The following is a 19547-nucleotide window of genomic DNA, read 5'->3' as shown; positions in this document are numbered from 1 at the left end:
TGACGGGCGGCGCGGGGCTCGGCGGGGTGTTAAGCGGGTCCCCCTCCTCTACCGGAGGCGTTAACAGGGGGCCCCTCCTTGCACCTCAGTCGAAGATGGGGGGCTGGGTGCGGGTGCGCTTCAGCTCGTAGAAGCCGGGGGTGGCGGAGACCAGCAGCACGCCGTCCCACAGCCGGCCGGCCGCCTCGCCCTTGGGCGCCGGCGTGATGACCGGGCCGAAGAACGCGACCTGGCCGGTGCCGTCCGGGCCGGGCGCGTGGACCACCGGCGTGCCCACCTCGGTGCCGACCGGCCGCATCCCGGCCTCGTGGCTGGCCCGCAGCGCGTCGTCGTACTGGGTGGACTCGGCGGCGTCGGCGAGCGCCGGGTCCAGCCCGACGTCGGTGAGCGCGCCGACCAGCATGTCCCGGCCCAGTTCCTCCTTGCCCAGGTGGATCCGGGTGCCCATCGCGGTGTAGAGCTTCGCCAGCGCCTCGGCCCCGTGCGCCTGCTCGACGGCGATGCACACCCGCACCGGGCCCCAGCCCTTGCGCATCATTTCCTGGTACTCCTCCGGCAGCTCCCGGCCCTCGTTCAGCACGGCCAGGCTCATCACGTGGAACCGGATGTCCACGTCCCGGACCTGCTCGACCTCCAGCAGCCAGCGGGAGGTGATCCACGCCCACGGGCACAGCGGGTCGAACCACATGTCCGCGGTGACACGTTCGGTCACGGTGTCGTCCCTTCACGTCTTCCCCGGCGCCGGGGACCCGGCGTCGTCACCGTCGATCCTCACCCCGCGCCCGGTCGATCGGTACCGGAATGAGAGCGTGACCTCGCCCACCGAAGGCGGTGCGTGCATGGAAGACTCGATCCTCAGCCGGCCGTCACGAGCGGACCGGGCTGAGACCGGTGCCGCGGGGCGCGGCGAGACGAGTGGGATGGAGACGAACAGTGCCGGGAGTGCGCAACCTGACCCAGGTCGAGGCGACGGAGCGGGCCCGCCTGCTCGAGGTGACCGGGTACGACATCAGCCTTGACCTGTCGACCGCCGTGCAGCCCACCGGTCGCACGTTCCGCTCGGTGACCGAGGTCCGGTTCCGCTGCGCCGAGCCGGGGGCGACCACCTTCATCGAGACGGCCGCCGAGTCGGTGCGCTCGGCCACCCTCAACGGCGATCCCGTCGACCTGTCCGACTGGTCCGCCGAGAAGGGCCTCACGCTGACCGGCCTGGCCGCCGAGAACGTGCTCGTGGTGGACGCCGACTTCGGCTACTCGAACAGCGGGCAGGGCCTGCACCGCACCGTCGACCCGGTCGACGGCGAGACCTACCTCTACAGCCAGTTCGAGACCGCCGACGCGCAGAAGGTCTTCGCCTGCTTCGACCAGCCCGACCTGAAGAGCGTCTACACCTGGCACGCCACCGTCCCGGACCACTGGAAGGTGGTGTCGAACATGCCGGTGGCCCGCGAGGAGGCCGCCGGCGAGGGCATGAAGACGCTGCACTTCACCGTGTCGGAGCGGATGAGCACCTACATCACCGCGCTCTGCGCCGGGCCCTACCACGAGGTGCGGCACACCCACGACGGCATCGACATGGGCTACTTCTGCCGGGCCAGCATGGCCCCGCACATGGACGCGGACGACCTGCACCTGATCACCACGCAGGGCTTCGACTTCTTCCAGGAGAAGTTCGGCGTGCGCTACCCGCTGCCCAAGTACGACCAGCTCTGGGTGCCGGACTTCAACGCCGGCGCGATGGAGAACTTCGGCTGCGTCACGCACGCCGAGTCGCACTACATCTTCCGCTCGCAGGTCACCGACTTCGAGTACGAGCAGCGGGCCAACACGATCCTGCACGAGCTGGCGCACATGTGGTTCGGTGACCTGGTCACCATGCGCTGGTGGAACGACCTGTGGCTGAACGAGTCGTTCGCCGAGTGGGCCAGCCACTGGTGCAACACCCACGCCACCCGGTTCACCGACGCCTGGACGACGTTCCTGTCCATCCGCAAGAACTGGGGCTACCGGCAGGACCAGCTCTCCTCCACCCACCCGGTCTACTGCGAGATGCCGGACCTGGAGGCCGTCGAGGTCAACTTCGACGGCATCACGTACGCCAAGGGCGCCAGCGTGCTGAAGCAGCTCGTCGCGTACGTGGGTGAGGAGCCGTTCCTGGCCGGCCTGCGCGCCTACTTCGGAAAGCACGCGTGGGGCAACGCCACCTTCGACGACCTGCTCTCCGAGCTGGAGGCGGCCTCCGGCCGGGAGCTGCGCAAGTTCGCCGCCCAGTGGCTGGAGACCGCGCAGGTCAACACGCTGCGCCCGGAGGTGACCGTCGGCGCCGACGGCACGTACGAGCGGGTGGTGGTCCGGCAGGAGGCGCCGGCCGGGCACCCGACGCTGCGCACGCACCGGATCGGGGTGGGTCTCTACGACCTGACCGACGGCCGGCTGGCCCGCCGCGAGCTGGTCGAGGTGGACGTGACCGGCGAGCTGACCGAGTTGTCCGCGCTGCACGGCAAGCCGGCCGCGGATGTGCTGCTGCTCAACGACGAGGACCTCACCTACACCAAGCTGCGGCTGGACGAACGGTCCATGTCGACTGTCGTGCAGCACATCTCCGGTTTCGACTCGTCGCTGGCCCGGGCGCTGTGCTGGACGGCCGCCTGGGACATGACCCGCGACGCCGAGCTGGCGGCCCGCGACTACGTGGCGCTGGTGCTGGCCGGGCTGACCACCGAGACCGACATCAACCTGGTGACTGCCACGCTGCGCCAGGCGACCACCGCGCTCACCTTCTACGCCGACCCGGAGTGGGCGCCGACCGGCTGGGCGGACCTGGCCCGCACCGCGCGGACCGCCCTCGCCGCGGCGGAGCCGGGCAGCGGTTTCCAGCTCGCCTGGGCCCGGGCGTACGCCTCCTCGGCCCGCTCCAGCGAGGATCTGGCGACGCTGCGCGGCTGGCTGGACGGCAGCGGGGTGCCGGACGGGCTGACCGTCGACACCGAGCTGCGCTGGACCGTGCTCCAGTCGCTTGTCGCGAACGGCGCGGCCGGGACCGCCGAGGTGGACGCCGAACTGGCCGGTGACCGCACCGCCAGCGGCGAGCGGGAGGCCGCGTACGCCTACGCCCTGGTGCCGACCGAGGCGAACAAGGCCGCGGTGTGGGCGCAGCTCACCGGCCCGGACGCGCTGCCCAACTGGCGCAACCGGGCGCTGTTGCAGGGTCTCACCCACCCGGCGCAGGTGGAGCTGATCGCGCCCTACCGGGAGCGCTACTTCGCCACCGTGGACCAGGTCTGGGCGCAGCGCGACAGCGAGCCGGCGCAGGAGTTCGTGCAGCTCGCCTACCCGTCGTACCTGGTCGACGAGGACACGGTCGCGGCCACCGACGCGTGGCTGGCCCGCGACGGCCAGCCGGCGTCGCTGCGCCGCCTGGTGGCGGAGGGCCGCGACGGCGTGGTCCGCGCGCTGAAGGCCCGCGAGCGGGACGCCCGCAGCGCCTGAGCAGGGGTACGACGGCCGGGGCCGGCGTGGGTGGGAGCCCGCGCCGGCCCCGGCCGTTTATCGTGTACGGAGGAGGTGGACGTGATGGCACAGCCGACCCACGAGTGGCGCCCACCCGAGCGCGACTGGCAGGAGCAGGACCTCTTCGACCTGCCCGAGGACGGTAACCGCTACGAGATCATCGACGGGAGCCTGCACGTGACTCCACCCCCGGGGTTCGGCCACCAGGAGCTGGCGGACGATCTGCGGATGGCACTCCGCCTCTCCGCGCCCCCCGGATGGCGGGTCATCCGGGAAGCCGGCCTGCGCGCCCCGGGCGGTAATCTCATTCCGGACGTCAGCGTGGTCAAGCCCGACGCCCCCCGCGACGGCCTGTGGCTGCACGCGGCGGATGTCGCGCTCGTCGTCGAGATCGAATCCCCGAGCAGCCGCCGGTACGACCGGCTGATCAAACCGACGCTCTACGCCGAGGCGGGCATCCCGCACTACTGGCGGGTGGAGCGGGGCGACTTCGGTCCGGTGATCTACCGCTACCACCTGGTCAAGGGCGTCCACTACAACATGGCGGGCACACTGGGGCCGGACGACCCCGTCCAGCTCGACGAGCCGTGGCCGATGCGGCTGGACCCCTCCGCCTGGCCCCGCTGACGCCCACGAGAAAGCCCGGCCCACGAGTACGCGGGCCGGGCTTCGTCGTGTCTGCGGGTCGGGCGCTCAGCCCTTGCCGGCGTGGCTGGCGAGCTGGTCGAGGCCCTGGATGACGCCGCCGGCCAGGTCGCCGCCGCCGAAGGACGCCACCATCGAGAGCGCGGCCAGCTTGGCGTACGTGTCGGGGATGCGCTTGCGCGCGTACTTGCCGGTGACGATCTCCAGCTGCCGCTGGTTGGGCGACACCGCGATCAGCACCGACCGGTCCGGGTCGGCGAGCTGCCGGTGCAGCCGCTCGGCGTGCTCCCGGATCGGCTCGTCGAGGCCGCCGACGTAGACCGAGAAGACCAGGCCGGTGCCCTGGTCGGCCAGGCGGAGCGCCTCGTCGATGCGGAGCAGCTGCCGGGTCGAGAACGGCCCGTCCAGCACGTCGGGCGGGGTGCCCGTCCCGGTCGTGGGCCGCGCTTCACCAACGGTCACTTGCGCCTCCGGTTCCACCGGCCGGAGCCTCCCGGCCGGCCTGCTCCTGCTTGCGGCTGGTCAGCGCCGGTGCCTGGGCCCCGGCGGTCAGCGCGGTGCCGGCCGAGTCGGCCAGCTGCTCCGGGCGGCCCAGGAACCAGACCGGAGTGAAGTCGAAGGGCCGCCCCGGCCGGTAGCGCTTGGCGCCGCCACCGTTGCCACGGCTGCCGGCGGCCGCCAGACCGGCGATCACCAGCACCGCGGCGGCCGGGATGCCGACGAAGAACACCAACGTCTCGGTAACAGACAATCCCAACGCCCCCAGGCGGAAAGAGACCAGGAATGTTCCGGGTCGGGTGGACGGTCACGACGGGCCGCGCCCGACCTCGCTTGTGATGTTCACGTTAGCGGAGTCGACGGCCCGCCAGATTGCGGGGTGCTGATCCCATCCGCCACACCGGTGCTCCAGTTGCGCGGCAGTGGCGATCAATGTCGCGTCGTCGCCGTAGCGGCCGGTGAGCAGCACCCCGACCGGCAGGCCCTCGGCGGTGCGGCCGACCGGCAGCGAAACGGACGGGTCGCCGGTGACGTTGAAGACGGCGCAGTAGGGCGAGAAGCGCCGTTGCCTGTCGAAATCCTCCGCCGGGTCGAGCGCGGCGAACGCGCCGACGGGCGCCTGCGGGGTGGCCAGGGTGGGGCAGAGCAGCAGGTCACAGCCGGCGGTGCGGCGTATCCCCCGGCGTACCTGGGCCTGCAGCCCGCCGAGCGCGGCCATCAGCCGGGCCGCGCCGACCGCCTCGCCGCGCTCGCGCAGGTAGCGGGTCAGCGGCAGCAGGTCGTCCTCCCGGCCGGCCGGCACCGGAGCGAGCGCGAGCGCGTACCAGACGGTCTCGAACATCGGCCACGCCTCCGGGCCGAGCGGCGCGGGGACCTCGACCACCTCGTGGCCGGCGTCGGCGAGCAGCGCGGCGGCGCGGTCGACGGCGGCCACGCAGTCGCTGTGGACCGGCTCGTCGGCGAGCATGCCGGTGGTGAAGCGGCCGATCCGCAGCCGGCCGGGGTCGGCGGCCCGGGCGGCGCCGAGGTGGCCGCCGGTGGGTGCGGCCGGCGGCAGGTAGGGCTCACCGGGCACCGGTCGGGCCAGCACGTCGAGCAGCGCGGCCACGTCGGCGACGGTGCGGCCGATCGGCCCGTTGGTGGGCAGCCCGAACGCGCCGAAGCCGAGCGGCCCGCCGGAGACCAGCCCGCGGCTCGGCTTGTGGCCGACCAGCCCGCAGAGCGCGGCCGGGATGCGCAGCGAGCCGCCGCCGTCGGAGCCCTGCGCCACCGGCACCAGGCCGGTGGCGACCGCGGCAGCCGCGCCGCCGCTGGAACCACCCGCGGTGTACGCGAGGTTCCACGGGTTGCGGGCCGGCGGCGCGACCCGTCCCTCGGAGTAGAGCGAGCAGCCCAGCTCGGAGGTGGTGGTCTTGCCGAGGCTGACCAGACCCGCCTCGGTCAGGAAGCGGACCACGTCGGCGTCGACCGGCGGTACGAAGTCGGCGAAGGCGGCCGAGCCGAACGTGGTGCGTACGCCGGCGGTCAGCGTCAGGTCCTTGATCGCGGTCGGCACGCCGTGCAGCGGCCCACGGTCGGCCACCGGCACGGCGTCGGCGGCGCGGGCCGCGGCCCGGGCCCGCTCGGCGGTGACGGTGACGAACGCGCCCACGGTGTCGCCGAGCGCGTCGACCCGGCGCAGGTGGTGGTCGACCATCTCCAGGCTGGACAGTTCACCCCGGCGGATCGCGGCGGCCTGCTCCAGCGCGGTCAGGTCGTGCGGCTCGGCCATGGCCACCATCCTGCCCGCTCGGCGGCGGTACGGCCGGACGACACGTCCGGGCGGCGGCCCGACCCATACCCGGGTGGCATGACCGGATCGGGATTGCCCGGCCGGGGCTCGGACGCGGACGATTGCTACATCGATCAAAATCGATCGAACTCGCCGCAACCGCCACCCCAGGGAGCGTGCCGTGCAACCCGTACCCGACCCGCAGAGCCCACCCCCGACCCGTGAGGCCCGCCGCCTCCCGCGCGTCCTCCGCTCGCTGCTCGCGCTGGCGCTGACCGCGGCCGGTCTCGCCGCCCTCCCCGTGGCGCCGGCCGGGGCCGGCGCCGGTGTGGCCTCGACGTTGGCCGCCAACCCCTACCAGCGGGGTCCCGCGCCCACGACGGCAAGCATCGAGGCCACCCGCGGCCCGTTCGCCATCGCCCAGACCACTGTCGCCGCGTCCAGCGTGAGCGGCTTCCGGGGCGGCACGATCTACTACCCGACCAGCACCGCCGAGGGCACCTTCGGCGCGGTCGCCATCTCCCCCGGCTTCACCGCCAGCCAGTCCTCGGTCGCCTGGCTCGGGCCGCGCCTGGCCTCCCAGGGCTTCGTGGTCATCACCATCGACACGCTCTCCGTCTACGACCAGCCGGCCAGCCGCGGCACCCAACTCCTCGCCGCCGTGGACTACGTGGCCAACACCAGCACGGTGCGCGCCCGGGTGGACCGCAACCGGCTCGCCGTGATGGGGCACTCGATGGGCGGCGGCGGCAGCCTCTCCGCGGCCAACGCCCGGCCCAGCCTCCAGGCGGCGATCCCGCTGACCGGCTGGCACACGGTCAAGAACTGGTCGTCGGTACGCGTACCGACGCTCGTCATCGGCGCCGAGAACGACACGGTGGCCCCGGTGTCGTCGCACTCGGAGCCGTTCTACACCAGCCTGCCGGCCACCCTGGACAAGGCGTACCTGGAGTTGAACGCGGCCAGCCACTCGGCGCCGACCTCGCCGAACGTGACGGTCGCGAAGTACAGCATCTCCTGGCTCAAGCGGTTCGTCGACGACGACACCCGCTACGAGCAGTTCCTCTGCCCGGCCCCCCGGGGCAGCGCCATCGAGGAATATCGCGACACCTGCCCGCACTCCTGAACCGGCTCGGGGCTTTGGGTGCATCTGTCGTCGCCGCAGCGACAACAGACGCACCCAAAGCCGTCAGGACCGCCCGAGCCGAGTCACCGGCCGAGGAAGCGCAGGGCGTTGCCGCCGAGCAGCGCGGCCCGCTGGGCGTCGGTGAGGAAGTCGGACCGGTGCACCACCCGACCGACCGGCCGCTCCCCCAACGGGTACGGGTAGTCGCTGCCGAGCAGCACCCGGTCCGCGCCCATGGTGTCGACCAGCAGCCGCAACGCGGCCGGCTCGAAGACCACCGAGTCGACGCTGAACCGGTCGACGTAGGAGCTGGGCGGAGCGGTGGACGCGCCGCGTACCAGGTCGCCGCGGCGGTGCCAGGCGTTGTCGGCGCGGCCCAGCCAGAACGGGAAGCTGCCGCCGCCGTGGGCGAAGCAGATCCGCAGCGTCTCCGGCACCCGGTCGAACACGCCGCCGAGGATCAGCGCCAGCACCGACAGGTGCGTCTCGGCCGGCATGCCGGCCAGCCAGCGGGCCATCCACCGGTTCAGCCGGGGCCCGCCGGGCATGTCCCACGGGTGCACGAAGACCGGCGCGCCGACCTCGGCGCAGTGGGTCAGGAACTCCACGATGCCGGCGTCGTCGAGGTCCCGGTCGCCGACGTGGTTGCCGATCTCCACGCCGGCGTGCCCGGCGGTGAGGCAGCGGTCCAGCTCGGCGCAGGCGGCGGCCGGGTCCTGCAACGGCACCTGGCAGAACGGCACCAGCCGGTCGCCGCCGGCCGCGGTGACCTCCAGGGTGAGGTCGTTGAAGATCCGGGAGACCTTGACCGCCTGGTCGGCCGGGCGGTCGTAGCCGAAGAAGACCGGGGTGGGCGACACCACCTGCACGTCGACGCCGTCGGCGGTCATGTCGGCGAGCCGGGTGGGCGCGTCCCAGCACGGTGCGCCGACCGGGCGGAACTCCGTCTCCCCCACCATGATCATGGCGGCGCGCTCGGAGTCCACCCGCAGCCACGGCCAACCGGACCCGCCGCAGGCCGCGGCGAGGTCCGGCCACCCCTTGGGTACGACGTGCGTGTGCACGTCCACCACCGGCAGCGGCATCAGCCCTTGCCCGGGTGCAACGCGCCGCAGTTGTCGCAGGTGCGGGCCTTCTCGTCGGCGTAGAACGCGGCGAAGACCGGGGGCAGGTCGGCGGCGATGTCGCGGACCTGCAACTCGACCTCGTGCACCTTGTGGCTGCACTCGGCGCAGTACCACTGGAACTTCTCCAGCGTGCCCTCCTCGCGGACCCGCTCGATCACCATCCCGATCGAGCCGGCCTCCGGGCGCTGCGGCGAGTGCGGGGTGTTGCGCGGCAGCATCCACATCTGCCCCTCGCGCACGTGCACCGTACGCGGGCCCTCGGGCGTCATCAGGTTGATGTGCATGTTGCCCTTGACCTGGTAGAAGAACTCCTCGTACGGGTCGACGTGGAAGTCGGTGCGCTGGTTCGGCCCACCCACCACCATGACGATGAAGTCGTCGCTGCCGGGCAGCATCTCCTTGTTGCCCACCGGCGGCTTGAGCAGGTGCTGGTTCTCCCCGATCCAGCCGGTGAAGCTGAACGGCTCGGCGATCTCACTCATGACGGACCTCCGGACGGCAGTAGGGCCACGGCCTGCATCTCGATCAGCAGGTGCGGGTGCGGAAGCTGGTGCACGGCCACCGTGGTCCGGGTCGGGCCGGTGGCGTCGAAGAACTCCGCCCACACCTCGTTGTAGCCACCGAAGTCGTTCATGTTGACCAGGTAGCTGGTGACCTGCACCAGGTCGGTCAGCTCGGCGCCGACCGAGCGGAGCAGGTCGCGGATGTTCCCGATCACGGCCCGGGTCTGCGCCCGGACGTCCAGGTCGGTGGTGCCGAACTCGTCCACCGAGACACCGGCGAACGTGTTGTCCGGCCGGCGCGACGACGTACCGGAGACGAAGACGAACCCGCCGGCCACCTTGACGTGCGGGAACGCCCCGCGCGGCACGGCCTTGCCCGCGACGACCCGACCGGTCGCTGGGCCGCTTTTCGTTCGCGACTGCGGGGCTCGCAAACCCGGCTCACTCCTCGCGCTCACGGGAGCGCCTTCAGCGAGGCGGAGCCGAGCTTCTCGACGACGGCGCGCACGTGCGCGCCCGGGCGCAGCGGCACCGCGGCGGTCGCCGCGCCGGCCAGGAAGACCCAGCCCTTGCGCAGCCGGACGCCGTGCCGGCCGGCCAGTCGCAGGCCCTCGTCGAGCGCGCGACGCGGGTCGCCGAGGATGGCCGCGGTCGAGCCGACCTGCGCCACCCGCCCGTCGATCTCCAGCAACACACCCAGATTGTCCAACCCGTCGGGCACCGGTGACCAGGGCCCGATCGCGAAGGCGGCGGCCGAGGTGTTGTCCGCGATCACGTCCGGCAGCGAGAAGGTGAAGTTCGCGTACCGGGAGTCGATCAGCTCGATCGCCGGGGCGACCGCGCGGACCGCGCGGGTGAACGAGCCGACCGGCTCGCCCGGGTCGGGCAGCCGGTCCAGCAGGAACGCCACCTCCGGCTCGACCCGGGGATGGATGAAGTCGCCGGTGTCGACGGTCCCGCCGTCGGGCACCCGCATCACGTCGGTGAGTCGGCCCCAGATCACCTCGTCCACGCCGACCTGGGCCATCTTGGCCCTGCTGGTCAGCCCCATCTTCAGTCCGACCAGCCGCTCGCCGCGGTCGAGGCGGCGCTGCACCAGCGCCGCCTGCACCGCGTACGCGGCGTCGGAGTCCAGCCCGGTCTCGGCGGCGAGCTGACCGATGGCGGTGGCGGAGTCCGCCGCCGCGCCCAGCTTCTCGGCGATCCCCGCCACGTCCGGCCCGATCATGAGGTCTTCTCCTTGTCGCCGGCCAGGTCCAGTGCCACGTCCACGATCATGTCCTCCTGGCCGCCGACCATCCGGCGGCGGCCCAGCTCGACCAGGATCGAGCGCACGTCCACCCCGTACTTCGCCGAGGCCCGCTCCGCGTGGCGCAGGAAGCTGGAGTAGACACCCGCGTACCCCAGGGAGAGCGTCTCCCGGTCGACCTGGACCGGCCGGTCCTGCAACGGGCGGACCAGGTCGTCGGCGGCGTCCATGAGTGCGAACACGTCGCAGCCGTGCTTCCAACCGTGCAGCTCGGCGACCGCGACGAACACCTCCAGCGGGGCGTTGCCGGCGCCCGCGCCCATCCCGGCCAGCGACGCGTCCACCCGCACGGTCCGCCCGGACGGCGAGCCGAGCGGGCCGGCGCCGAGGATCCGGCCGTGCTCGACCGCCAGCACGCTGTTCGCCACGCCCAGCGACAGGTTGTGGTGCGCGTGGATGCCGATCTGCGTCTCCGGCGCCAACACCTGCCGGTACGCGTCGACGCGCTGCGCCACGTCGGACATCAGCAGCCGCCCGCCGGAGTCGGTGACGTAGACGCAGTGCGCGCCGTACGACTCCATCAGCTTGGCCTGCGCGGCCAGCCCGGCCGGATCGTTGAGGTGGGACATCATCAGGAACCCGGAGACGTCCATGTCGTTCTCCCGGGCCCAGGCGATGTGCTGGGCGGAGATGTCCGCCTCGGTGCAGTGGGTGGCGATCCGCACGCTGGTCACGCCGAGCGCCTTCGCGGCCCGCAGGTCGGCGATGGTGCCGATGCCGGGTAGCAGCAGCGTGGTGAGCCGGGCGGTGGTCAGCACCTCGGCGGCGGCGGCGATCCAGTCCGCGTCGGCGGCGGCGCCGTGGCCGTAGTTGACGCTGGAGCCGGCCAGCCCGTCGCCGTGCGCCACCTCGATCGCGGCCACCCCGGCCGCGTCGAGCGCGGCGGCGATGGTACGCACCTGGTCGACCGTGTAGCGGTGCCCGATGGCGTGCATGCCGTCGCGCAGCGTCACGTCCTGGATGTAGAGGTCGGTCATCGCACGGCCGCCTTCCGGAGCGTGACCAGCCGCTCGGCGGTGCGCAGCGCGGCCGACGTCATGATGTCCAGGTTCCCGGCGTACGCGGGCAGGTAGTGCCCGGCGCCGGAGACCTCCAGGAACACCGACACCTGGAGGCCGGTGACGTGCCGGCCGAGCACCGGCGCGTACGTGTCCACCGGGTCGAACTGCACCTCCTGCTTGAGCCGGTAGCCGGGGACGTACTCCTGCACGGCGGCCACCATGTCGGCCACCGAGGCGGCGATCCTCGCCCGGTCGGCGTCGGCGTCGGGGCAGATGCAGTAGACCGTGTCCCGCATGAGCAGCGGCGGGTCGGCCGGGTTCAGCACGATGATGGCCTTGCCGCGCTCGGCGCCGCCGACCACCTCGATGGCCCGGGCCGTGGTCTCGGTGAACTCGTCGATGTTGGCCCGGGTGCCGGGACCGGCCGAGCGGGAGGCGATCGAGGCGACGATCTCCCCGTACGCGACGGGGGTGACCCGGCCGACCGCGTGCACGATCGGCACGGTGGCCTGCCCACCGCAGGTGACCATGTTGACGTTCGACTCGTGCAGGTGCTCGTCGAGGTTGACCGTCGGCACCACGTACGGGCCGATCGCGGCCGGGGTCAGGTCGACCACGGTCCGGCCGTGCGCGCGCAGCACCTCGTCGTGGCGGCGGTGCGCGCCGGCCGAGGTGGCGTCGAAGACCAGCTCGACGTCGGCGAACTCGGGCAGCGCGACCAAGCCGTCGACGCCTTGGGCGGTGGTGGCCACGCCGAGCCGGCGGGCCCGTGCCAGACCGTCCGAGGCCGGGTCGATGCCGGCCATCGCCACCATGCGCAGCCTCCCCGGGGAGCGCGAGGAACGCAGCGAAGCGGAGTCCCGCAGTCGCGACCCACCAGCGGCACTGCTGAGCCGCAACACCTTGATCATCAGGTCGGTGCCGATGTTGCCCGACCCGAGCACCGCCACGCCGACAGTCATGAGGTCTCCTTGGAGAAGCAGGTCCGCACCGAGCCGAGCCCGGAGATCCGCGCCTCGTACGCGGCACCCGGCGTGACCGGCACCATCGGGCCGAGCGCACCGGACAGCACCACGTCGCCGGCCTTCAGCGGATCGCCGGCGCGGGCCATGGTGGCGGCCAACCAGCGCAACGCGTGCAGCGGGTTGCCGAGGCAGGCCGCGCCCGCGCCGACCGAGACCGGCTCCCCGGCATGTTCCAGCACCATGCCGCACAGCCGCAGGTCCACGTCGGCGAGCCGGCGCGGCGCGGTGCCGAGCACGAACAACCCGCTGGAGGCGTTGTCCGCCACCGTGTCCACGATCGAGATGTCCCAGTCGGCGATCCGCGAGTCGACGATCTCGATGGCCGGTAGCACGTGGTCCACGGCCCGGACCAGGTCGACCGTGGTGACCCGCTCGTCCGGCAGGCCGGCGCCGAGCACGAACGCGATCTCCGCCTCCACCCGGGGCTGGAGCAGCCGGCCGATCGGCACCTCCTCGCCGTCGCCGACGGCCATGTCGTCGAAGAGCACCCCGAAGTCGGGCTGGAAGACGCCGAAGCTCTCCTGCACCGCCCGGGAGGTCAGGCCGATCTTCGCGCCGACCCGACGGTGCCCCTTGCCCAGGCGCTGCCGGGTGTAGACCTGCTGCGCCTGGTAGGCGGCCTCGACGTCGCCCTCCGGCAGCAGCCGGCCGCGCAGCGGCGGGCAGGGTTTCCCCTCCTGCCGGGCCACCGCCAGCTCCCGGTTGGCGGCCTCGATGTCCACGGTCATGGCGGGCTCCTCGCTCGTGGTCATGACAGCGCCACCTTTCGTTCGCGACTGCGGGGCTCGCAAAACCGGCTCACTCCTCGCGCTCACGACAGATCGACGCAGACGTTCGTCAGCTCGGAGTAGAAGGCTAGTGAGTGCACGCCGCCCTCCCGGCCGACGCCCGACGCCTTCACCCCGCCGAACGGGGTGCGCAGGTCGCGCAGGAACCAGGTGTTGACCCAGACGATGCCGGCGTCCAGCCGCACCCCGGCCCGGTGCGCCCGGCCCACGTCCCGGGTCCAGACCGTCGCCGCCAGGCCGTAGTCGGTGCCGTTTGCGAGCGCGTACGCCTCGTCCTCGTCGTCGAACGGCGCGACGTGCACCACCGGCCCGAAGATCTCCTCGCGGTTGGTCCGGGCGTCCGGCCCGAGGCCGGTGAGCACCGTCGGCTGCACGTACGCGCCGCCGTCGCGGGCGTCGCCGAAGCGCGGCGTCCCGCCACCGGCGCGCACCTCGGCGCCCTCGGTGCGGGCCAGCGCGTAGTGGCCGAGCACCTTGTCCCGGTGGGCGTGCGAGATCAGCGGCATGTTCGCCGTCGCCTCGTCGGCCGGCCAGCCGTACGCCAGCTCCTCGGCACGCTTGGCCAGCCGCGCGGTGAACTCCTCGAAGACCGGCCGCTGCACGTAGATCCGCTCGGTGCAGAGGCACACCTGGCCGCCGTTGGTGAAGCTGGACCGCACCGAGCCGGCGACGGCCGCGTCCAGGTCGGCGTCGGCGAAGACCAGGCCGGCGTTCTTGCCGCCCAGCTCGAAGCTGACCGCCTTCACCCCGTCGGCGGCGGCGCGCATGATGGCGCTGCCGGTGGCCGACTCGCCGGTGAACGTGATCGCGTCCACGCCCGGGTGCCGGGTCAGGTGCTCGCCGGCCGAGCCGGGGCCGAAGCCGTGCACCAGGTTGAACACGCCGTCCGGCACGCCGGCGGCGGCCATCACCTCGGCCAGCAGCGTGGCGGACGCGGGCGTCTCCTCGCTGGGCTTGACCACGACCGCGTTGCCGCAGGCCAGCGCCGGGGCGACCTTCCAGGTGAGCAGCAGCAGCGGCAGGTTCCACGGCACGATGACCGCGACCACGCCGACCGGCTTGCGAACCGCGTAGTTCAGCGCCCGGCCGCCCGTGGGGGTGACAGTGGTGAACGACTCGGTCGGCGCGGTCGACACGATCTCGGCGAACGCCCGGAAGTTGGCCGCGCCGCGCGGGATGTCCAGCGTGCGGGCCTGCGAGATGGCCTTGCCGGTGTCGGCGACCTCGGCCGCTACCAGGTCGTCGAAGCGCCGCTCCAACTCGTCGGCGACCCGGCGCAGCACGTCGGCGCGTTCCCGCTCCCCCATCCGGCCCCACGGGCCGCGCAGCGCCGCCCGGCCGGCGGCCACCGCGTCGTCCACCGTGGACCGCGAGGCCTCGACCACCTCGAAGACCGGTTCGCCGGTGACCGGGCTGCGCTTGGTGAACCGGTCACCGGTGTCGACGAACGCGCCACCGACGAAGTTGCGCAGCAGGCCGGGCCCGTCCGGCGCGTGCCCGGTCATCAGCCGGGGGTCCCAGAGCGTCACCGCCGCCTCCCCAGCGCCGCGCCGACGCCGGCGGCCAACAGCGCCGCCGCACCGGCCGCGACCGCGCCGACCACCGCGTACTGGCGGCGCACCCGGCGGCGCACCTCGGCGTACGGGGTGGTGGAGAACGACACCAGCTCGTACTGGGAGACGTAGCGGCCGGGCAGCGCCCGCTCCAGCGCGTGCTCGACCGTCTTGCGGGCGCGGAACACCGGGGAGGCGACCTTGTCCCGCATCTCCACGAAGTTGGCCAGCGCCATCCGAGCGATCGCCTCGGCGTCGTCCTGCCGGCGGCGCTGGAACAGCGGCAGCGCGGCGGCCCACTCGTCGTCGCACTCGTCGAGGCAGCGGTCCAGCTCGACCACGTCCTCGAACGCGCAGTTCGCGCCCTGGCCGTAGAACGGCACGATGGCGTGCGCGGCGTCGCCGAGCAGGCCGACCGTGCCGGCCACCTGCCACGGCGTGCAGCGCACCGTGCCGAGCACACCCACCGGGTTGTGCTGGTAGTCGTCGACCAGGTTCGGCGCCAGCGGGACCAGGTCCGGGTAGTGGGCGGCGAAGAACCGCTCGATCGCCGCCGGGCTGCTCAGCGACGCGAAGCTGCTGGTGCCGTGGGTGGGCCAGAAGAGCGTGCAGGTGAACGAGCGGTCCGGGTTCGGCAGCGCGATCATCATCGAGGTGCCACGCGGCCAGATGTGCAACGCGCCCGGGTCCAGGGCGAACTCCCCGCCGATCGGCGGGATGGTCAGCTCCTTGTAGCCGTAGTCGAGGAAGTCCAGGCTCTCGGTCAGGCCCCCGTACGCCAGCAGTTGCCCGCGCACCGCGGAGCCGGCGCCGTCGGCGCCGAGGACGACCGACGCGGTGGCGGTGACCTTGCCCTGCGGGGTCTCGAAGGTCATCTCCCCGCCGACCGGGTCGAGGCCGACCAGCCGGTGGTCGAACGCGACACGCACGCCGGGCAGTGCGGTCGCGGCGTCGAGCAGCGCGTTGTTCAGCGCGCCCCGGCTGATCGAGTTGATCGCCCGGTCCCCGGAGACGCTGTACGACTGGAACTGCGGCTGACCCTCGACCGGGTGGATCATCCGGCCGCGCATCGGCAGCGCGTCCGTCATCACCTGCTCGTCCAGGCCGATGCGGCGCAGCGCGTCCAGGCCGCGTTCGGAGAGGGCCAGGTTGATCGAGCGGCCCCGCTCGACGGTGCCGGCGCGGGGGTCGCCCCGCCGCTCGTAGAGCGCGACCGGGTAGCCGCGCCGGGCCAGGAAGCAGGCCAGCAGGCAGCCGGCCAGCCCGGCCCCGACCACCGCGATCTCGTCGCGTTCCGTCACGACTCCTCCTTCGCAACCGTGGCGGCCAGCGCCTCGGCGACGCGCCAGCAGTCGTGGTACGTCGAGTAGAGCGGCACCGGGGCGAACCGCACCACGTCCGGCTCCCGGGCGTCGGCGATCACACCGTGCTCGTGCCGCAGCCGTTTGGTCAACTCGCCGGCGCTGCCGGTGCCGACCCGGACGGAGAGTTGGCAGCCACGCCGGGCCGGGTCGCGGGGCGTCACCACGGTCAGCGGCCGGCCGGGCGTCACCTCGTCGAGCAGCCGCTCCAGCCAGCCGGTGAGCCGCAGGCTGCGTTCGCGCAGCGCCGGCATGCCGACGGCGTCGAACAGCTCCAGCGAGGTACGCACCGGGCCCATCGCGAAGATCGGCGGATTGGAGATCTGCCACGCCTCCACGGTGGCCGGCGGACGGGACACCGGCGTCATCTCGAACCGGGTGGCCGCCTCGGTGCTCCACCAGCCCTCGAAGCGGGGCAGCGCGGGATCGCCGAGGTGTCGCTCGTGGACGAAGACGCCGGCCAGCGCGCCCGGGCCGGAGTTCAGATATTTGTAGGAGCACCAGGCGGCGAAGTCGACGTCCCAGTCGTGCAGCGCCAGCGGCACGTTGCCGGCCGCGTGCGCCAGGTCCCAGCCGACCACCACGCCGGCGGCCCGGCCCGCTGCGGTGATCGCCGGGATGTCCATCAGCTCGCCGGTCAGGTAGTTGACGCCGCCGAGCAGCAGCAGCGCCACCGTATGCCCCTCGGCCGCCAGGAAGTCGGTGACGTCGGACGTGCGGAGGGTGTCCTCGCCCGGGCGCGGCTTGAGCCGCACCACTGTGGCGTCCGGGTCGAGGCCGTGGAAGCGGGCCTGGCTGCGCACCGCGTAGCTGTCCGAGGGGAAGGCGCTGTCCTCGATGACGATCCGGGTGCGCCCGCCCACCGGGCGGTAGAAGCTGACCATCAGCAGGTGCAGGTTGACCGTCAGCGAGTTCATCACCACGGTCTCGGTGGGCAGCGCGCCGACCAGCCGCGCGGCGGGCGCGGTCAGCAGCTCGTGGTAGGGCAGCCAGGGCCGCTCCGCCTCCAGGTGCCCCTCGACGCCCAGCCGGCGCCAGGCGTCCAGGTCGGCGACGAGTTCGTCGGCGGTGGCCCGGGGTTGCAGGCCCAGCGAGTTGCCGGCCAGGTACGCCACGTCGGGGTGCGGCCCGCCCTCGGCCGGCGGCACGTGGAACAGGTGCCGGTGGCCGGGGTCGGCGGCGTCGAGCCGGTGGGCTTCGCTCTCGGGGGTGATCATCGATTGTTCTCCGGTCACATCGCGGTACGGGCCGACCACAGCTCCGGGAAGACCACCCGGGCCATGCTGCGCTGCAACCATGCCAGGCCTGCCGAACCGCCGCTGCCGACCTTCGCGCCCATGGTGCGCTGCACCGCCTTGACGTGGTTCCACCGCCAGTCGCCGAACCGCTCGGCGACCTCGGTCAACGCGTCGCCGAGCATCCGCATGTGGTTGTCCGGCCCGCCGTCGCCGTAGACGCGGACCCAGGCCGCCTCGACCGCCGGGTGCGACTCGTGCTCGGCCGCCACGTCCCGCTCCAGCAGTTCGGCCGGGAGGGCGAAGCCGCGGCGGGCGAGCAGCGCGACCACGTCGTCCCAGAGGCTCGGCGTGGCGAGCGCGGCGGTCAGCTCGGCGTGCACGTCGGCGTCCCGGCGGAACGGGCGGATCAGCGCCGGGTCCCGGAGGCCGAGCAGGAACTCCAACTGCCGGTACATGGCCGACTGGAAGCCGGAGCCCTCGCCGAGGCGGTCGCGGAAGCGGTTGAAGTCGGCCGGGGTCATCCACCGCAGCCCCTGCCAGGCCGCGTTGAGGCCCTCCAGGTGCAGGGCGGCGCGGCGCAGCGGCGGCAACGCCTCCCAGACCCGGTTGGCCCGCAGCTCGCGCTGGGCGTGCCGCAGCTCGTGGCAGGTGAGCTTGAAGTACAGCTCCATGATCTGGCTGACCATCAGGAAGGACATCTCGCCCGGGTCCTCGCTGAGCGGCTGCTGGAGCCGGTGCAGCGTGCTGGCGTGGACGTACGCGTCGTAGGGGACGCGCTCGGCGAACTCCAGCGTCGGCTCGCCGCCGTTGCGGGCCGCCCGGGCCGCCCGCTGCTGACCGGTGACCGGGCGCACCGCCGTCGTGTGTTCCACCGTGTTCTCCGTCCGTGCGCGGGGTAGACGCCATGATCCCGCCGGTGGACGCGCGGACGGAATGCCTGTTCAACGGCGGTAGGGTGGGTTCACTTCACGAACTGAAAGCATCTCGGGTCACCGACTTCACGGAAGAAAGGTCGCCGCGTGGACGACATGGACTGGGCGCTCCTGCGCGAGCTCCAATCCGACGCCCGGCTCTCCTACAGCGAGCTGTCCCGCCGGGTGCACCTGTCGCCGCCCGCGGTCGCCGAACGGGTGCGGCGGCTGGAGGAGTCGGGGGTGATCACCGGCTACCACGCGCACGTGGACCTGACCCGGGCCGGGCGAACCGTGCTCGCGCTGATCCGGATGTCCTGCTACGGCACCCGGTGCATCCTCAACGACCCGGACGTGGCGCGGTGGCCGCAGATCATGGAGATCCACCGGATCACCGGCGACGCGTGCAGCATGCTCAAGGTCGCCGCCGCGTCGATGGGCGAGTTCGAGGCGGTGATCGACCGCCTCGCCCCCTACGGCCAGCCCGCCAGCACCATGGTCCTCTCCACGCCGCTGGCCTGGCACCCGGTGGAGAAAGGAGGGGCCCCCGCTTAACGCCTCCGGTAGAGGCGGGGCCCCCTGTTAACAGCGCCGCTGGCCGGGAAGGCAGCCCCCGCTGCCCGTCAGCAGGTCCGGTGCGACGTCGCACCGGGAGGGGGGAACCATGCGAGGGCTCCTGTCACATCGCGCGCTGTCGTCCGTACTGGGCCTGCTCGGCCTGGTCGCGGCGTTCGTCCTGACCACGGCCGTACCGGCCCGGGCCGGGGAGAACGTGTTCATCGAGGTGACGCCGAACAGCGTCCAGGCCGGCTCCCGGGTGAACCTCCGGGCCGGCTGCGACAACAACAACGACCGTCAGGCGCAGGTCACCTCGGACGCGTTCGGCCGGGTGACGCTGCGCTCGAACAACGGCTTCCTGACCGGCTCGGTCACCGTGCCCGGCAACAAGGCACCCGGCGACTACCCGGTGAACCTGGACTGTTCCAACGGCGCCACCGCCTCGACCATGCTCACCGTGCTGAACATGTCGCAGCCGAGCAAGGGCCCGGCGACCGGCGGCGGGGGCACCGCGACCGGTGGCCGGGGCGCCGGCTCGCTGCTGCTGGTCGGCGGCCTGGTGGCGGTGGCCGTGGTGGCCGGCGTGGGCGCCCGCCGCAAGACCGGTGGCCGCGTCTGAGGGG

20 protein-coding genes are annotated in these 19547 nt (G+C 72.9%); 5 read left to right on the top strand and 15 right to left on the bottom strand.

Annotated features, from left to right (window positions below; genetic code table 11):
- Window positions 1-85 precede the first annotated feature (85 nt).
- On the bottom strand, window positions 86-712 hold the full coding sequence (locus O7598_RS05635) for a mycothiol-dependent nitroreductase Rv2466c family protein (RefSeq protein ID WP_269690318.1): 627 nt from the start codon (window positions 710-712) through the stop codon (window positions 86-88).
- Window positions 713-942: 230 nt separating this feature from the next.
- On the opposite strand from O7598_RS05635, the gene pepN reads away from it, so the two are divergent.
- Window positions 943-3489 carry an aminopeptidase N gene (gene pepN, locus O7598_RS05630; RefSeq protein WP_269690317.1) on the top strand — a complete coding sequence of 849 codons (2547 nt, stop codon included), beginning with the start codon at window positions 943-945 and terminating at the stop codon, window positions 3487-3489.
- Window positions 3490-3573: 84 nt separating this feature from the next.
- Window positions 3574-4137 (top strand): Uma2 family endonuclease, encoded by a 564-nt coding sequence (locus O7598_RS05625; protein ID WP_269690316.1) that lies wholly within the window; start codon window positions 3574-3576, stop codon window positions 4135-4137.
- A 66-nt stretch (window positions 4138-4203) separates the two neighbouring features.
- Here O7598_RS05625 and O7598_RS05620 read toward each other — a convergent pair whose 3' ends face one another.
- The 3 genes from O7598_RS05620 to O7598_RS05610 are packed head-to-tail and all read right to left on the bottom strand — an operon-like array spanning window position 4204 to window position 6424.
- Window positions 4204-4617 carry a DUF5130 family protein gene (locus O7598_RS05620; protein WP_091069547.1) on the bottom strand — a complete coding sequence of 138 codons (414 nt, stop codon included), beginning with the start codon at window positions 4615-4617 and terminating at the stop codon, window positions 4204-4206.
- Window positions 4604-4912 carry an aa3-type cytochrome oxidase subunit CtaJ gene (gene ctaJ, locus O7598_RS05615; RefSeq protein ID WP_442929804.1) on the bottom strand — a complete coding sequence of 103 codons (309 nt, stop codon included), beginning with the start codon at window positions 4910-4912 and terminating at the stop codon, window positions 4604-4606. Before ctaJ ends, O7598_RS05620 begins: the two co-directional genes overlap by 14 nt.
- A 48-nt stretch (window positions 4913-4960) precedes the next feature.
- Window positions 4961-6424 carry an amidase gene (locus tag O7598_RS05610; RefSeq protein WP_269690315.1) on the bottom strand — a complete coding sequence of 488 codons (1464 nt, stop codon included), beginning with the start codon at window positions 6422-6424 and terminating at the stop codon, window positions 4961-4963.
- A gap of 181 nt (window positions 6425-6605) precedes the next feature.
- Between O7598_RS05610 and O7598_RS05605 the strand changes: the two genes are divergently transcribed.
- Window positions 6606-7550, top strand: a complete 945-nt coding sequence (locus O7598_RS05605) for a poly(ethylene terephthalate) hydrolase family protein (RefSeq protein WP_269690314.1) — start codon at window positions 6606-6608, stop codon at window positions 7548-7550.
- Window positions 7551-7633: 83 nt separating this feature from the next.
- Here the strand turns inward: O7598_RS05605 and O7598_RS05600 are convergent, their stop codons facing one another.
- The 11 genes from O7598_RS05600 to O7598_RS05550 all read right to left on the bottom strand — a co-directional run bounded on the left by O7598_RS05600 (window position 7634) and on the right by O7598_RS05550 (window position 18327).
- A complete protein-coding gene (locus tag O7598_RS05600) occupies window positions 7634-8635 on the bottom strand; it encodes an amidohydrolase family protein (protein ID WP_269690313.1) in 1002 nt (333 codons plus the stop codon).
- Window positions 8635-9159 (bottom strand): 3-hydroxyanthranilate 3,4-dioxygenase, encoded by a 525-nt coding sequence (locus tag O7598_RS05595; RefSeq protein ID WP_269690312.1) that lies wholly within the window; start codon window positions 9157-9159, stop codon window positions 8635-8637. Before O7598_RS05595 ends, O7598_RS05600 begins: the two co-directional genes overlap by 1 nt.
- On the bottom strand, window positions 9156-9614 hold the full coding sequence (locus tag O7598_RS05590) for a RidA family protein (protein WP_269690311.1): 459 nt from the start codon (window positions 9612-9614) through the stop codon (window positions 9156-9158). Before O7598_RS05590 ends, O7598_RS05595 begins: the two co-directional genes overlap by 4 nt.
- Before the next feature lie 20 nt (window positions 9615-9634).
- Window positions 9635-10408, bottom strand: coding sequence for a 2-keto-4-pentenoate hydratase (locus tag O7598_RS05585; RefSeq protein ID WP_269690310.1), 774 nt, complete (start codon window positions 10406-10408; stop codon window positions 9635-9637).
- Window positions 10405-11466, bottom strand: coding sequence for a 4-hydroxy-2-oxovalerate aldolase (gene dmpG, locus O7598_RS05580; protein ID WP_269690309.1), 1062 nt, complete (start codon window positions 11464-11466; stop codon window positions 10405-10407). Before dmpG ends, O7598_RS05585 begins: the two co-directional genes overlap by 4 nt.
- On the bottom strand, window positions 11463-12452 hold the full coding sequence (locus O7598_RS05575; protein WP_269690307.1) for an acetaldehyde dehydrogenase (acetylating): 990 nt from the start codon (window positions 12450-12452) through the stop codon (window positions 11463-11465). The genes dmpG and O7598_RS05575 overlap by 4 nt, the downstream gene beginning before the upstream one ends.
- Entirely contained in the window at window positions 12449-13243 is a 795-nt protein-coding gene (locus O7598_RS05570) for a 2-keto-4-pentenoate hydratase (RefSeq protein WP_269694761.1), read from the bottom strand. The genes O7598_RS05575 and O7598_RS05570 overlap by 4 nt, the downstream gene beginning before the upstream one ends.
- A gap of 83 nt (window positions 13244-13326) precedes the next feature.
- Window positions 13327-14808: a 2-hydroxymuconic semialdehyde dehydrogenase gene (locus O7598_RS05565; protein ID WP_269694760.1), complete on the bottom strand. Its 1482-nt coding sequence runs from the start codon at window positions 14806-14808 to the stop codon at window positions 13327-13329.
- A 20-nt stretch (window positions 14809-14828) separates the two neighbouring features.
- Complete coding sequence (locus tag O7598_RS05560; protein ID WP_269690305.1) at window positions 14829-16157, bottom strand: FAD-dependent oxidoreductase; 1329 nt, start codon at window positions 16155-16157, stop codon at window positions 14829-14831.
- A complete protein-coding gene (kynU, locus tag O7598_RS05555) occupies window positions 16154-17434 on the bottom strand; it encodes a kynureninase (protein ID WP_269690304.1) in 1281 nt (426 codons plus the stop codon). Before kynU ends, O7598_RS05560 begins: the two co-directional genes overlap by 4 nt.
- A 14-nt stretch (window positions 17435-17448) precedes the next feature.
- On the bottom strand, window positions 17449-18327 hold the full coding sequence (locus O7598_RS05550) for a tryptophan 2,3-dioxygenase (RefSeq protein ID WP_269690303.1): 879 nt from the start codon (window positions 18325-18327) through the stop codon (window positions 17449-17451).
- Between the two features lie 147 nt (window positions 18328-18474).
- On the opposite strand from O7598_RS05550, the gene O7598_RS05545 reads away from it, so the two are divergent.
- On the top strand, window positions 18475-18921 hold the full coding sequence (locus O7598_RS05545; RefSeq protein ID WP_091069523.1) for an Lrp/AsnC family transcriptional regulator: 447 nt from the start codon (window positions 18475-18477) through the stop codon (window positions 18919-18921).
- A 109-nt stretch (window positions 18922-19030) separates the two neighbouring features.
- Entirely contained in the window at window positions 19031-19543 is a 513-nt protein-coding gene (locus O7598_RS05540) for a hypothetical protein (protein WP_269690302.1), read from the top strand.
- The last annotated feature ends 4 nt before the right edge of the window (window positions 19544-19547 follow it).

It is taken from the genome of Micromonospora sp. WMMC241 (assembly GCF_027460165.1).
GTDB classification, from domain to species: domain Bacteria; phylum Actinomycetota; class Actinomycetes; order Mycobacteriales; family Micromonosporaceae; genus Micromonospora; species Micromonospora humi.
The sequence above is the reverse complement of the archived record's forward strand: the minus strand, read 5'-3'. Positions and strand labels throughout refer to the sequence as shown.

Bases quoted from the DNA above. Each gene is read 5' to 3' on its own strand.
- O7598_RS05625 (WP_269690316.1), top strand. From the start codon at position 3,574: ATGGCACAGCCGACCCACGAGTGGCGCCCACCCGAGCGCGACTGGCAG.
- O7598_RS05610 (WP_269690315.1), bottom strand. From the start codon at position 6,424: ATGGCCGAGCCGCACGACCTGACCGCGCTGGAGCAGGCCGCCGCGATC.
- O7598_RS05600 (WP_269690313.1), bottom strand. From the start codon at position 8,635: ATGCCGCTGCCGGTGGTGGACGTGCACACGCACGTCGTACCCAAGGGG.
- O7598_RS05595 (WP_269690312.1), bottom strand. From the start codon at position 9,159: ATGAGTGAGATCGCCGAGCCGTTCAGCTTCACCGGCTGGATCGGGGAG.
- O7598_RS05585 (WP_269690310.1), bottom strand. From the start codon at position 10,408: ATGATCGGGCCGGACGTGGCGGGGATCGCCGAGAAGCTGGGCGCGGCG.
- dmpG (WP_269690309.1), bottom strand. From the start codon at position 11,466: ATGACCGACCTCTACATCCAGGACGTGACGCTGCGCGACGGCATGCAC.
- O7598_RS05575 (WP_269690307.1), bottom strand. From the start codon at position 12,452: ATGACTGTCGGCGTGGCGGTGCTCGGGTCGGGCAACATCGGCACCGAC.
- O7598_RS05570 (WP_269694761.1), bottom strand. From the start codon at position 13,243: ATGACCGTGGACATCGAGGCCGCCAACCGGGAGCTGGCGGTGGCCCGG.
- O7598_RS05565 (WP_269694760.1), bottom strand. From the start codon at position 14,808: ATGACCGGGCACGCGCCGGACGGGCCCGGCCTGCTGCGCAACTTCGTC.
- kynU (WP_269690304.1), bottom strand. From the start codon at position 17,434: ATGATCACCCCCGAGAGCGAAGCCCACCGGCTCGACGCCGCCGACCCC.
- O7598_RS05540 (WP_269690302.1), top strand. From the start codon at position 19,031: ATGCGAGGGCTCCTGTCACATCGCGCGCTGTCGTCCGTACTGGGCCTG.